Annotated in this window: 12 protein-coding genes and 1 pseudogene; 8 read left to right on the top strand and 5 right to left on the bottom strand. The window is 70.2% G+C overall.

Annotation, left to right across the window (positions count from 1 at the left end):
- Positions 1-43: 43 nt before the first annotated feature.
- Both ACIRR9_RS28795 and ACIRR9_RS28790 read right to left on the bottom strand, forming a co-directional pair.
- Positions 44-1144, bottom strand: coding sequence for a family 2 encapsulin nanocompartment cargo protein polyprenyl transferase (locus tag ACIRR9_RS28795; protein WP_403757519.1), 1101 nt, complete (start codon positions 1142-1144; stop codon positions 44-46).
- Between the two features lie 113 nt (positions 1145-1257).
- Positions 1258-2664, bottom strand: coding sequence for a family 2B encapsulin nanocompartment shell protein (locus ACIRR9_RS28790; RefSeq protein WP_403757516.1), 1407 nt, complete (start codon positions 2662-2664; stop codon positions 1258-1260).
- 285 nt (positions 2665-2949) lie between these two features.
- On the opposite strand from ACIRR9_RS28790, the gene ACIRR9_RS28785 reads away from it, so the two are divergent.
- Together ACIRR9_RS28785 and ACIRR9_RS28780 are read left to right on the top strand one after the other, a co-directional pair.
- The gene (locus tag ACIRR9_RS28785; protein WP_403757513.1) at positions 2950-3540 is read left to right on the top strand and encodes an N-acetylmuramoyl-L-alanine amidase; all 591 of its coding nucleotides are present in this window, start codon (positions 2950-2952) and stop codon (positions 3538-3540) included.
- Positions 3541-3573: 33 nt separating this feature from the next.
- Positions 3574-4455 carry a 1-aminocyclopropane-1-carboxylate deaminase/D-cysteine desulfhydrase gene (locus ACIRR9_RS28780; RefSeq protein WP_403757511.1) on the top strand — a complete coding sequence of 294 codons (882 nt, stop codon included), beginning with the start codon at positions 3574-3576 and terminating at the stop codon, positions 4453-4455.
- Positions 4456-4534: 79 nt separating this feature from the next.
- Here ACIRR9_RS28780 and ACIRR9_RS28775 read toward each other — a convergent pair whose 3' ends face one another.
- On the bottom strand, positions 4535-6130 hold the full coding sequence (locus ACIRR9_RS28775) for a Na+/H+ antiporter (RefSeq protein ID WP_403757508.1): 1596 nt from the start codon (positions 6128-6130) through the stop codon (positions 4535-4537).
- Positions 6131-6191: 61 nt separating this feature from the next.
- Here ACIRR9_RS28775 and ACIRR9_RS28770 point away from each other — a divergent pair, with 61 nt between their 5' ends.
- The 3 genes from ACIRR9_RS28770 (at position 6192) to ACIRR9_RS28760 (ending at position 8265) form a co-directional block, all read left to right on the top strand.
- A complete protein-coding gene (locus tag ACIRR9_RS28770; protein WP_365350564.1) occupies positions 6192-6452 on the top strand; it encodes a UBP-type zinc finger domain-containing protein in 261 nt (86 codons plus the stop codon).
- A gap of 272 nt (positions 6453-6724) precedes the next feature.
- On the top strand, positions 6725-7138 hold the full coding sequence (locus ACIRR9_RS28765) for an anti-sigma regulatory factor (protein WP_004925829.1): 414 nt from the start codon (positions 6725-6727) through the stop codon (positions 7136-7138).
- Entirely contained in the window at positions 7135-8265 is a 1131-nt protein-coding gene (locus tag ACIRR9_RS28760) for an RNA polymerase sigma factor SigF (protein ID WP_403757505.1), read from the top strand. The genes ACIRR9_RS28765 and ACIRR9_RS28760 overlap by 4 nt, the downstream gene beginning before the upstream one ends.
- Positions 8266-8368: 103 nt before the next feature.
- Here ACIRR9_RS28760 and ACIRR9_RS28755 read toward each other — a convergent pair whose 3' ends face one another.
- Complete coding sequence (locus ACIRR9_RS28755) at positions 8369-8809, bottom strand: hypothetical protein (protein WP_123974241.1); 441 nt, start codon at positions 8807-8809, stop codon at positions 8369-8371.
- A 137-nt stretch (positions 8810-8946) separates the two neighbouring features.
- Here ACIRR9_RS28755 and ACIRR9_RS28750 point away from each other — a divergent pair, with 137 nt between their 5' ends.
- Positions 8947-9915, top strand: coding sequence for a diacylglycerol/lipid kinase family protein (locus ACIRR9_RS28750; RefSeq protein WP_403757502.1), 969 nt, complete (start codon positions 8947-8949; stop codon positions 9913-9915).
- Between the two features lie 320 nt (positions 9916-10235).
- On the top strand, positions 10236-10493 hold the full coding sequence (locus ACIRR9_RS28745) for a WhiB family transcriptional regulator (protein WP_010353616.1): 258 nt from the start codon (positions 10236-10238) through the stop codon (positions 10491-10493).
- Between the two features lie 185 nt (positions 10494-10678).
- On the opposite strand, the gene ACIRR9_RS28740 is transcribed toward ACIRR9_RS28745, so the two are convergent.
- Positions 10679-12145, bottom strand: a complete 1467-nt coding sequence (locus ACIRR9_RS28740; RefSeq protein ID WP_403757934.1) for a sensor histidine kinase — start codon at positions 12143-12145, stop codon at positions 10679-10681.
- Between the two features lie 602 nt (positions 12146-12747).
- Between ACIRR9_RS28740 and ACIRR9_RS28735 the strand changes: the two are divergent.
- Positions 12748-12862, top strand: a pseudogene (locus ACIRR9_RS28735) (glucosamine-6-phosphate deaminase); the annotation flags it as partial.

Below are 12862 nucleotides of genomic sequence, written 5' to 3'. Positions count from 1 at the left end.
GTGCGGGGTCAGGAGCCGCACGGTCCCGGGGACCCCGGGGTCTTCACCTGCTGCGCCGGGTCACGAACTCGGCGAGCGCGAGCAGGCCTCCGGCCGGCTCGGGGTCGGGCACGGCGCGGGCGAGCTCCTGCATCGCCCGGGCCATCCGGTCGGCCGCCTCGGCCTGCGCCCAGTCCCTGCCGCCGGCCCGCTCCACGGCCAGTGCAATACGCGCGATCGCGTCGGCGTCGGCCCGCACATGCGGCTCGGCGTACAGCTCGGCGAGCTCGGCCGCGGCCGGTGTGCCGGAGGCGAGCGCCGCGACGACCGGCAGGGACTTCTTGCGGGCCGCCAGGTCGGCACCGGCCGGCTTGCCGGTGCGCCGGGGGTCGCCCCATATCCCGATGACGTCGTCGATCAGCTGGAAGGCGAGTCCGGCCTGCCGGCCGAAGCCGTCGAGGGCCGCCACCTCGTCGTCGCCCCCGCCCGCGTACAGCGCGCCCAGGGCGCAGGCGCAGCCGAGCAGCGCCCCGGTCTTGGCCTCGGCCATGGTGAGCACCTCGTCGAGGGTGACCTCGTCGGGGGCCCGGTCCTCCATGGCCGTGTCCGTGTGCTGCCCGGCGCACAGTTCGAGGACGCAGTCCGCGAGCCGGGCGGCGGCCGCGCCGGACGCGGGGTGCGGGTCCCCGGCCAGCAGCCGGAGGGCCAGCGCCTGGAGGGCGTCCCCGGCGAGGATCGCGTCGGCGTCGCCGAACACGGTCCAGGCCGTGGGCCGGTGCCTGCGGGAGGTGTCCCGGTCCATGACGTCGTCGTGCAGCAGTGTGAAGTTGTGCACCAGCTCCACGGCCGCCGCGGCCCGTACGGCGGCCACGCGGGCCGCCGGGCCGCCGAGCGCGTCGGCGGCGGCGAGGACCAGCGCGGGCCGGATGGCCTTGCCCGCGTTGCCGGAGGCCTCGGTGCCGTCCGCGTGCTCCCATCCGAGGTGGTAGCGCGCGATCCGCCGCATCGAACCGGGCAACGACTCGACAGCAGCACGCAGTTCGGGGTCGACGGACGCCCGGGCACGCTCCAGTATGGCCACCGCCTCGCCACCGTCGAGCGGCTCGGCGTGCTCCGGCGGCACCCCCGCGGAACGCTCCTGCCTCTCCGTCACGAACTCGGCCATGACCTCCCCCTCGCGGAGTGCGCATACGGTGGCGTCTCCGCCCCGGCTCGGCACGTACCCCGAGGGTGTACCCGCCCCGGAGGGCGGGGACACGGCCACCAAGTGCGGAAACGTCACCTCCAGCGGCCGATTTCGACGTTCTCCAGCACGCCGAGGGCGTCCGGGACCAGGACGGCGGCCGAGTAGTAGGCCGTGACCAGGTAATTGATGATCGCCTGCTCGTTGATGCCCATGAAGCGGACCGAGAGACTCGGCTCGATCTCGTCGGGGAGCCCGGACTGCCGCAGTCCGATGACACCCTGGTCGGCCTCGCCCGTACGCATGGCGAGGATCGAGGTGGTCCGGGCCTCGGTCACCGGGATCTTGTTGCACGGGTAGATCGGGACTCCGCGCCAGGTCGGGATGCGGTTGCCGCCGATCTCGACGCTCTCCGGGACCAGTCCGCGCTTGTTGAGCTCACGCCCGAAGGCTGCGATCGCGCGCGGGTGGGCGAGGAAGAGCTTGGTGCCGCGCCGGCGGCTGAGCAGCTCGTCCATGTCGTCCGGGCTGGGCACGCCGTCGTGCGGCTGCAGCCGCTGGTCGTACTGGCAGTTGCTGAGCAGGCCGAACTCCCGGTTGTTGATGAGTTCGTGCTCCTGGCGCTCCTTCAACGCCTCGACGGTGAGCCGCAACTGCTGCTCGGTCTGGTTCATCGGCTGGTTGTAGAGGTCGGCCACGCGGGTGTGGATCCGCAGCACGGTCTGGGCGATGCTCAGTTCGTACTCACGCGGCCGGGCCTCGTAGTCGACGAAGGTGTGCGGGATGTCGGGCTCGCCGCTGTGGCCGGCCGCCAGGGCGACCTCCTTCTCGCCGTACTTGTTGGTGCGCTGCTCGGGGATCGCGCGCAGCTCCTGAAGGTGCTCGCGCAGCGAGTCGGCGCGCTCCGCGACCTGCTCGAAGTCCTGCCGGGACAGGGTCAGCACGGTGCAGGCGGTGTCCGCGCGGGCCGTGTACTCCCAGATGGCGTCGGGGTCGAGCAGGCCCGCCTCGCCGAAGTACGCGCCGTCGGCGAGGACGCCGAGCACCGCGTCGTCGCCGTACGGGCCGGTGCCGATCTTCTCCACGCGGCCGTGGGCGAGCAGGTACACCTCGTCCGTCTGGTTGCCGAACGAGGCGATGACCTCGCCCGGGGCGAAGTCGCGCTGCCGGCAGCGCTGGGCCAGCTCGCCCAGCACCGCGTCGTCCTCGTACGCCCGCAGGACCGGCAGCTCGCCCAGTTCCGCGGGGATGACCTCGACACGGTCGCCGGTCTTCACGAACGTGATACGGCCGTCGCCGACCGTGTAGGTGAGCCGCCGGTTCACCCGGTAGGTACCGCCCTGGACGTCGACCCATGGCAACGTGCGCAGCAGCCAGCGGGAGCTGATCTCCTGCATCTGTGGTGCGGACTTGGTGGTGGTGGCCAGGTTCCGCGCTGCCGCCGTGTCCAGAGACTGCTGCGGCTTGCCCTGATCCGTGCGGACCTCTTCGCCTACCGACATAAGGAAATGCCCTCCCATACCTGCGCGGGCGCCGAACTGCCCGCGCATCGGTCTCACGGGCCACCCTGTCATCACCGAGCGTGTCGGGACCATTACCCGAAAGAGCGGGAATAGATCATCGGACTACTGGGCATGCCGAGCGATTGCACGATAAGGAGCCCGTGATATACGGACTTGTCCTGATCGGTTCGCACGCGATACGAACGGACTTGAGGGGTCTGGCCCGAAAAGACCGACTTCTGTAGAAGTTCCCTGACAGCCGGCACGAATGCGAAGGAGGCAGTCATGGCCCCACCCATGTCCGCGGATGCTTTCCTCGACACGCTGCGGAGCACGGGCGTCAGGGTCGTCGAGGTCGGCGACTGGAGGGAACACAACCGGAACCACAAGGGCCCCTGGGGCCCCGTCCACGGCGTGATGATCCACCACACGGTGACCCATGGCGCCGAACACACGGTCCGGCTCTGCCACGACGGCCGCCCCGGCCTCCCCGGCCCGCTCTGCCACGGGGTCGTCACGAAGGACGGCACCGTCCACCTCGTCGGCTACGGCCGTGCCAACCACGCGGGCCTCGGCGACGACGACGTCCTGCGTGCGGTGATCGCCGAGAAGGCCCTGCCTCCGGACAACGAGGCGAACACCGACGGCAACCGGCACTTCTACGGCTTCGAGTGCGAGAACCTGGGCGACGGCGCGGACCCCTGGCCGCAGGCCCAGCTGGAGGCGATCGAGAAGGTGGCCGCGGCGGTGTGCCGGCGGCACGGCTGGTCGGAACGGTCGGTGATCGGACACGCGGAGTGGCAGCCGGGGAAGGTGGACCCCCGCGGCTTCACCATGGCCTGGCTGCGCGCCCGCGTCCGGGACCGCCTGAAGTGAGCCCGCACCGGTCCCCCGGGCGACAATGACGACGTGACCAGCGCCGACATACTCACCCCCCGGCTCCCCTCGCCCCTCGACGAGGTGACCGACGACCGTTTCGCCCGTCACGGCGTCCGCCTCCTCCTCAAGCGGGACGACCTGATCCACCCGGACCTGATCGGCAACAAGTGGCGCAAGCTGGTCCCGAACATCGAGGCGGCGGCGGGCCGGCCGGTCCTCACGTTCGGCGGCGCGTACTCCAACCATCTGCGGGCGACGGCCGCCGCCGGCCGCCTCCTCGGCTTCCCCACGACGGGAGTGGTGCGGGGCGAGGAACTGGCCGGCCGGCCCTTGAATCCGTCCCTCGCCCGGTGTGCGGCCGACGGGATGCGGCTGCACTTCGTCGACCGGCCGACATATCGGCGCAAGGCCGAGCCGGAGGTGCTGGCCGCTCTGCTGCGGGCGGCGGGGGCCGAGGACGCGTACGTGGTGCCGGAGGGCGGCAGCAACGCGGCGGCCGTACGAGGGTGCCGGGCCCTGGGCGAGGAGCTGCGGGGGCGGGCCGACGTGGTGGCGGTCGCGTGCGGCACCGGGGGCACGCTGGCCGGCCTGGCCGCCGGACTGGGGCCGGGCGGGCGCGCGTTGGGGGTGCCGGTGCTCAAGGGCGGCTTTCTGGCGGGGGATATAGCGAGACTTCAGGTGGAGGCGTTCGGGGGGCGGCGGGGGGAATGGTCGCTCGACGAGCGCTTTCACTTCGGGGGATACGGGCGTACGCCACCGGAACTCCACGCCTTCGCGGAGGACTTCGAGGACCGGCACGGGCTGGGGGTGGAGCGGTTGTACGTGGCCAAGCTGCTGTACGGACTCGTGACGATGGCGCAGGCAGGGGCGTTCGGGCGGGGGACGGCCGTGGCGGCCGTGATCACGGCCTGACCGGCGCGCGGGAACGGCCTGACCGGCGCGCGGGAACGGCCTGACCGGCGCGTGGGAGCGGCCCGCCGACGGCTTCGGCTCACGCCGCCTCCCGGTACGCCGCCGCCTCCTCCAGGTCCAGTCGGCGCAGCAGTGTGCGGAGCATCTCGTCGTCGATGTAGCGGTGGTCCCGGAGGCGGACGAAGACCTCGCGTTCGGCGCTGATCATCTCGCGGGACAGCCTGCGGTACGTGTCGTCGACCGTCTCGCCGGTGACGGGGTTGGTCTGGCCGAGGCGCTCCCAGACGGCGTTGCGGCGGCGTTCCAGGACCGTGCGGAGGCGGTCGGCGAGCGGCGGCGGGAGTTCGTTGCGGTCGTCGGAGAGGAGCTCGTCGAGCCGGTTCTCGGCCGCGCGGGAGGCCTGCGCCTGGGCGTTCGCCTCGGCGAGGGTCTCGGCCTGCACGTCCCGGGGCGGGAACTTCATGAGGCGGATCAACGGGGCCAGGCTGAGGCCCTGGACCACGAGGGTTCCGATGACGGTGGTGAAGGTCAGGAACAGGATCAGGTTGCGCTGCGGGAACGCGCCGCCGCCGTGCACGGTGAGCGGCAGCGAGAAGGCGATGGCCAGCGAGACCACGCCCCGCATGGCCGCCCAGGACGCGACGACGGGGCTTCTCCAGGTGGGGTTCTCCTCCCGCTCGCGGATCCGCCGGAACAGCAGCCGCGGCAGCAACGCCGCCGGGTAGATCCACACGAACCGGGCCACGACCACCACGACGAAGAGGGCGATCGCGTACCAGGCCGCGTCGACGCCCTCGTACGCCCCGAGTCCCTTCAGGACCACCGGCAACTGCAGTCCGATCAGGGCGAAGACCGCCGATTCCAGCAGGAACGCCACCATCCGCCACACCGCCTCCTCCTGGAGACGGGTGGCGAAGTCGACCTCCCAGGCGCGGTGGCCGAGATAGAGGGCGACCACCACGACCGCCAGTACACCGGAGGCGTGGAACTGCTCGGCGACACCGTAGGCGACGAACGGGATCAGCAGCGACAGTGTGTTCTGGAGCAGGGGCTCCCGCAGATGCGTACGCAGCCAGTGGATCGGCACCATCAGCAGCACACCGACCACCACGCCGCCGAACGCGGCCAGCAGGAACTCGCCGATTCCGTCGACCCAGGACGCGCCCTCGCCGAGGGCGGCCGCGACGGCCACCCGGTAGGCGGTGATCGCCGTGGCGTCGTTCAGCAGGGACTCGCCCTGCAGGATCGTGGTGAGCCGGGACGGCAGCCCCACCCGGCGGGCGATGGCGGCGGCCGCGACCGCGTCCGTGGGCGCCACGACCGCGCCCAGCGCGAGCGCCGCGGGCAGCGGCAGTCCGGGCACGATCGCGTAGGCGGCCCAGCCGACGACGAAGGTGGCGAACAGGACGTATCCCACCGACAGCAGCGCCACCGGCCGCATGTTCGCCCGCAGGTCGAGATACGAACTCTCGGTGCCCTCCTTGTACAGCAGCGGGGGCAGCACCAGCGGCAGCACGATCTCCGGGTCGAGGGTGTAGTCCGGGACTCCGGGGACGTACGACACCAGCAGTCCGACCGCGACCAGCAGCAGGGGCGCCGGCACCGGGGTGCGCCGGGCCGCACCGGCGATCGCGGCGCTCCCCGCCACCAGCAACAGCAGTGGCATCACGTCCATGGTCCTCGCCCACCCTCATTTTCCGCGCGGCCACCCGCACGCCCGTCGTAATCTGGCAATCATGAAACAGTGCACGCACCGCGACGCGCTGCCGCACCCGGAACCCGAGCCGCTGAACGAGACCTGCCCGGAGTGTCTCGTCAAGGGCTGGCACCCGGTCCAGCTGCGGCTCTGTCTGACCTGTGGCCACGTCGGCTGTTGCGATTCCTCGCGAGGAAGACACGCGACCGGCCACCACGAGACGTCCGGTCACCCGGTGATGCGGACCTTCGAACCCGGCGAGGACTGGCGCTGGTGCTTCGTGGACCACGTCCTCGTGTGACACTGCACTACGGCTGGTGAAGTACGCCGCACCGACGGTTCGACGGTTCGACGCCGGGGTACGTCAACCCGGCGCGCGCTCTTCCCAATTGGGCAGGGCAACCCCCTAGACACGGAGCGTATCCACAGGTTTACTGTGAGTGACGCCAGGGGGTTGGGGTCCCGGGGACAGAAAAGTTCGGAGCGCGGTAGCGTCACCGCTGAACCACGTAGTGCGTTACCCCGGGGGGCGACCCTCGGCCCCGAATAGCTTGTACCACCATGGAGGTGAGGGTGTCCCAGATCGCAGGCGAGCCCGCGACCCAGGACTTCGTGGAAGTCCGGCTGCCGGCTGCGGGTGCCTACCTGTCGGTGCTGCGCACGGCCACGGCCGGTCTCGCCGCCCGCTTGGACTTCACCCTGGACGAGATCGAGGACCTGCGCATCGCGGTGGACGAGGCCTGCGCGATCCTGCTCCAGCAGGCCGTTCCCGGCTCGGTGCTCAGTTGCGTCTTCCGCCTCGTCGACGATTCGCTGGAGGTCACGGTCTCCGCCCCGACCACGGACGGCCACGCCCCTTCGCGCGACACCTTCGCCTGGACCGTGCTCTCGGCCCTCGCGGGCAAGGTCTCGTCGGCCGTCGACGAGGACAAGACCGTGTCGATCAGCCTGTACAAACAGCGCGGCGCGGGACCCGGGCCGGCGTGAGGAACGGGGACGGGCCGGTGCGGGACGAAGAACGCGGCACACGGGGGCTGTCGGCCGGGGGCGAAGGCCCCGAGGCCGGCTCCCGCCGCATGGCTGACGGCATCGACGGCATCCCTGAACAGGCCAGGCAGCACCCGGAGGACCCCTCCGCGCCGCTCGGCCCGGACGGTGCCGTGCAGAGCACGCCTCCGGACGAGCGGAACGGGGTCGCGGCCCTGGACCATGGGGGTGCCCCCGCTCAGGCGAAGTCGAGAGTGGCGGAGGCGGCGAGGGCTCGTGGAAGGGCAACGGGCGGGACGATGAGCGAGCACGAGCGATACGCCGAGGACCAGGCGCTGGCCGCGGAGGTCGTGCAGGCGACCCAGCACACACCTCAGGACCGCAGTGGGGCGCGCGCCTTGTTCGTCGAGCTGCGCGCGCTGAAGGAGGGCAGCGCCGAGTACGCGGAGCTGCGCAATCGGCTGGTCCGGATGCATCTGCCGCTCGTCGAGCACCTCGCGCGCCGGTTCCGCAACCGCGGCGAGCCGCTGGACGACCTCACCCAGGTCGCCACCATCGGCCTGATCAAGTCGGTCGACCGTTTCGACCCGGACCGGGGCGTGGAGTTCTCCACGTACGCCACCCCGACCGTGGTCGGCGAGATCAAGCGTCACTTCCGCGACAAGGGCTGGGCGGTCCGCGTACCGCGCCGGCTGCAGGAGCTGCGCCTCGCTCTGACGACCGCCACGGCGGAGCTGTCCCAGCAGCACGGCCGCTCCCCCACGGTCCACGAACTGGCCGAGAAGCTCGCGATCTCCGAGGAGGAGGTCCTGGAGGGTCTGGAGTCGGCCAACGCGTACTCCACGCTGTCCCTGGACGTCCCCGACACCGACGACGAGTCCCCGGCGGTCGCCGACACGCTCGGCGCGGAGGACGAGGCCCTGGAGGGCGTCGAGTACCGCGAGTCCCTCAAGCCGCTCCTGGAAGACCTCCCGCCCCGGGAGAAGCGGATCCTTCTCCTCCGCTTCTTCGGCAACATGACCCAGTCCCAGATCGCCCAGGAGGTCGGCATCTCCCAGATGCACGTCTCACGGCTGCTGGCCCGGACACTGGCCCAGTTGCGAGAGAAGCTGCTGGTCGAGGAGTAAAACTCTCTGACGCCCGGAACCGGAGCGCCCCTTCAGGGGCGCGGGGCTGTATTCATACGCGGCTCCGCCGCGTGGGCGCGACCAGCCCCGACCGGCCCGCAGATCAGCTACTGCGCCCGGGTCCCTTGATCCCAAGGGCCTGGGTGGTAGCCGAGTTCACCAGCAGCACCAGCGAGGCGATCGAGACCACCGCGAGAGCGATCCCCACCGGGATCGCGATGCTGTCGGCCTGCAGCAGGTTGTAGGCCACCGGCAACGCCATGATCTGCGTGATCACCGCCGGCCCCCGGCTCCAGCTCTTCCGCAGCAGCAACCCGCGCGCGGCGAGCAACGGCAGCAGCGCCAGCACGATCACGGTGACGCCCCCGGTGACCGCCTGCCCCCGGTCGTCCGGCGACCCGGTGAGCCCGAGCACGAGCATCCACACCCCGCCGGCCACCAGTGCCAGCCCTTCCAGCCCGGCCAGCGCGGCGGCATACGTCAGCCGCCGCGGACGGGGTCCGTCGGTCACGTCGGCCTTCTCAGCCGTAGGCGCATCGCTCACGCCGAGAAGAGTAGCCCTCGCCCCGGAACGCCGGCCGCGGCCCCGCGGGGACACGTGTTCAGACTCACGCCCCTTTCTCTTACCCGATCCCTAACTCGGTCTGGGCCGGGTACTTCCCAGTAGGTACGCTGCAATCCATGCGTGCACTTCTCGTGGTCAATCCGGCGGCAACCACCACAAGCGCACGTAGGCGCGATGTCCTGATCCACGCACTCGCCAGCGAAGTGAAGCTCGAGGCGGTCACCACCGAGTACCGCGGCCACGCCCGCGACCTGGCCCGGCAGGCGGCGGAGAGCGACGACATCGACCTCGTCGTGGCACTCGGCGGCGACGGCACGGTCAACGAGGTGGTCAACGGCCTGCTGCACGGCGGCCCCGACCCGGACCGGGTGCCCGGCCTCGCCGTGGTCCCCGGCGGTTCCACCAATGTCTTCGCCCGCGCCCTCGGTCTGCCCAACGACCCCGTCGAGGCCACCGGCGACCTGCTGGACGCGCTGCGCGAGAAGCGTGAGCGGTTCGTCGGTCTCGGCCTGACCGCGGGCACGCCCGGCACCGTGGACGAGGCGGTCCCGGCCCGCTGGTTCACCTTCAACGCGGGGCTCGGCTTCGACGCCGGTGTGGTCGGCCGGGTCGAGCAGCAGCGCGAGCTCGGTAAGAAATCCACGCATGCGCTGTACGTTCGTCAGGTCGTCCGGCAATTCCTCGGCGAGCAGCACCGCCGGCACGGCACGATCACCCTTGAGCGGCCCGGCGCCGACCCGATCAACGATCTTGTCGTGGCGATAATCTCGAACACCTCGCCCTGGACGTATCTCGGCAATCGCCCGATGTACACGTCGCCTAAGGCCTCGTTCGATAAGGGCATCGACGTACTCGGTCTCAGCCGCCTGTCGACGGCCGCGGCTGCCCGGTATGGCACACAGTTGCTCACTTCGTCCCCCGAGCGCGGACCCCATGGAAAGCACGCGGTGTCCCTGCACGACCTGGACCAGTTCACCTTGCATTCGAAGGTGCCCCTCCCCCTCCAGATGGACGGCGACCACCTAGGACTGCGTACGAGCGTGACGTTCACAGGCGTACGCCGCGCACTGCGTGTGATTGTGTGAGCGGAACGGGCCAAAGTCCTTTCACTCGAACGTTTAGGCCAGGGTCCACCCCATGGAAGTACGGCTGTGACCCAGTCGACACCGAGGAATCAAAAAAAACTTTCCGGAAGGGGTTGTATCCGTCGCTGAGGTTTGCGAGGCTCTACGTGGCGATCGGGACGGCCCGCAAGACCGGCCTCCACTGATCACCGGAATCCCCCTTCAACTCACAGGACCCCTGCCAGGGAACCTGGCGGTCGGCCCTTCACTTGTTGAGGGATTCGTGAAAGCGTTCACATTCACAAGCAACTTGCATGTAATACCAAGGAGAGGTAGCAGCCATGGACTGGCGTCACAACGCCGTTTGCCGCGAGGAAGACCCCGAGCTCTTCTTCCCCATCGGCAACACTGGTCCTGCGCTGCTGCAGATCGAGGAAGCCAAGGCCGTCTGCCGTCGCTGTCCTGTTATGGACCAGTGTCTGCAGTGGGCGCTTGAGTCCGGCCAGGACTCCGGCGTCTGGGGTGGCCTCAGCGAGGACGAGCGTCGCGCGATGAAGCGCCGTGCCGCCCGCAACCGGGCCCGTCAGGCCACCGCCTGACCCGACCCACCCCGCTAGCCTGAGCTTGGCGGCGCGTACAGCGAGTACGCATCTCCCGCCCCCGAGCCGCAGCGCGCAGTACCCCCGATGCGCTTAGCAAGAGCGAGAGCAGCAACGAGCGAGCAGCCCCGGACCCACCAGGTTCGGGGCTCTTTGCTGTCCGCGAGACCTACTTCTCGGGAGACCTACTTCTGCGGACGCACCGGCAGGTCCAGGATCACCCGGGTCCCCCGTTCGGGCGCCGGCACCATGTCGAATGTTCCGCCCAACTCGCCCTCCACCAGCGTTCGTACGATCTGCAGACCGAGGTTGCCGGAGCGGTGCGGGTCGAAGCCCTCGGGCAGGCCGACGCCGTCGTCCTGGACGGTGACAAGGAGTCGGGCCTCCTTGGTGGTGCCGCCGCGGACCGCCGTCACCTCGACGCTGCCGGTGTCGCCCTCGCGGAAGCCGTGTTCCAGGGCGTTCTGCAGGATTTCGGTGAGAACCATCGACAGCGGGGTCGCGACCTCGGCGTCGAGTATCCCGAAGCGGCCGGTGCGCCGGCCGATGACCTTGCCGGGTGAGATCTCGGCGACCATCGCGAGCACCCGGTCGGCGATCTCGTCGAACTCGACCCGCTCGTCCAGGTTCTGGGACAGCGTCTCGTGCACGATGGCGATGGAGCCGACCCGCCGTACGGCCTCCTCCAGGGCCTCCCGACCGCGCTCGGACTCGATACGCCGGGCCTGGAGGCGCAGCAGCGCGGCGACCGTCTGGAGGTTGTTCTTCACCCGGTGGTGGATCTCCCGGATGGTCGCGTCCTTGGTGATCAATTCCCGCTCACGGCGCCGCAGTTCGGTGACGTCCCGGAGCAGCACCAGTGAACCGATGCGGGTGCCCTTGGGCTTGAGCGGGATCGCCCGGAACTGGATCACCCCGTCCTCGGACTCGATCTCGAACTCGCGCGGCGCCCAGCCGCTGGCGACCTTGGCGAGCGCCTCGTCCACCGGCCCCTTGGTCGGGGCGAGTTCGGCCGTGGTCCGGCCCAGGTGGTGGCCGAGCAGATCGGCGGCGAGGCCGAGGCGGTGGTAGGCGGAGAGGGCGTTCGGGGAGGCGTACTGGACGACGCCGTCCGCGTCCACCCGGATCAGTCCGTCGCCGACGCGCGGCGAGGCGTCCATGTCGACCTGCTGGTTGGCGAAGGGAAACGATCCGGCGGCGATCATCTGGGCCAGGTCCGAGGCGCTCTGGAGGTAGGTGAGCTCAAGGCGGCTCGGGGTGCGCACGGTCAGCAGGTTGGTGTTGCGGGCGATGACCCCGAGGACCCTGCCCTCGCGCCGTACCGGGATGGACTCGACCCGTACGGGGACCTCTTCGCGCCACTCCGGGTCGCCCTCGCGGACGATCCGGCCCTCGTCCAGGGCGATGTCCAGCATGGGGCGGCGGCCGCGCGGGACCAGGTGGCCGACCATGTCGTCCTGGTAGGAGGTGGGGCCGGTGTTGGGGCGCATCTGCGCCACCGAGACATACCGGGTGCCGTCCCGGGTGGGGACCCACAGGACCAGGTCGGCGAAGGAGAGGTCGGAGAGCAGCTGCCACTCCGAGACCAGCAGATGGAGCCACTCGAGGTCGGAGTCGTCGAGGGCGGTGTGCTGGCGGACCAGTTCGTTCATGGAGGGCACGTCTGTGAGCGTACCTGGCGGTATGTGGATGGCCGAAAAAGAGCGGGCCGGGGAAGCCGGAGGGGCCCGGAAACACCCGCGGGCCGCGGCGCCTGGGAGGGACCCTCAACCCTCCCGGCACCGCAGCCCGGAGCAGCAACGGCCGTGGGGTGTGCGGTCCCGGTCGGCCGAAGGTGAGGATCCGGGGCAGTCAGGGCAGAGAGCACCGGTTCCTCGGTCCGCCTTCCTGTGCGGGGAAGACGGAAGAATGCACCTACGCAATTGTGGACTAGACCACGATGTGTGTCCATGCGTTGGAGTCTGTTCACAGTTGGTGCGGTCGCAGCCTAGCCCGCCACGGTCGGCCGTGGGGGCGGATGGCCAGGGCAATTTTCCGGGACCTGGCAGGGCCTCCACCCCACCCCGAGGAAGTTTTCCGTTATTCACCCCATCTGAGGTATTCACGTAACCTCACCCTTGTCCCCTATCTCTGTTTCCTCTGCACCGGACCCATCGGCGCCGGGGGCTGGTTCTGTTAGATTGATCCCATCAGATTGGTCTAAACCACATAGCACTCCAGACCCCCCAGCCCTCTTCAGAACGGCAGGCCCAGCGTGGAAGTTGTCATCGTTCCGGATGCCGCGGCGGGTGGCGAGCTGATCGCCGAGGCCATGGCGCGGCTGCTGCGGCGCAAGCCGGACGCGCTGCTCGGGGTGGCCACGGGTTCCA

The organism is Streptomyces sp. NPDC101234 (assembly GCF_044767525.1).
Lineage (GTDB): Bacteria > Actinomycetota > Actinomycetes > Streptomycetales > Streptomycetaceae > Streptomyces > Streptomyces sasae.
Note: the sequence above shows the minus strand (reverse complement) of the source record. Positions and strands in the feature narration are given on the sequence as shown.

Coding starts and splice junctions, on each gene's coding strand:
- ACIRR9_RS28795 (WP_403757519.1), bottom strand. CDS start 1,144: ATGGCCGAGTTCGTGACGGAGAGGCAGGAGCGTTCCGCGGGGGTGCCG.
- ACIRR9_RS28790 (WP_403757516.1), bottom strand. CDS start 2,664: ATGTCGGTAGGCGAAGAGGTCCGCACGGATCAGGGCAAGCCGCAGCAG.
- ACIRR9_RS28785 (WP_403757513.1), top strand. CDS start 2,950: ATGGCCCCACCCATGTCCGCGGATGCTTTCCTCGACACGCTGCGGAGC.
- ACIRR9_RS28775 (WP_403757508.1), bottom strand. CDS start 6,130: ATGGACGTGATGCCACTGCTGTTGCTGGTGGCGGGGAGCGCCGCGATC.
- ACIRR9_RS28770 (WP_365350564.1), top strand. CDS start 6,192: ATGAAACAGTGCACGCACCGCGACGCGCTGCCGCACCCGGAACCCGAG.
- ACIRR9_RS28750 (WP_403757502.1), top strand. CDS start 8,947: ATGCGTGCACTTCTCGTGGTCAATCCGGCGGCAACCACCACAAGCGCA.
- ACIRR9_RS28745 (WP_010353616.1), top strand. CDS start 10,236: ATGGACTGGCGTCACAACGCCGTTTGCCGCGAGGAAGACCCCGAGCTC.
- ACIRR9_RS28740 (WP_403757934.1), bottom strand. CDS start 12,145: ATGAACGAACTGGTCCGCCAGCACACCGCCCTCGACGACTCCGACCTC.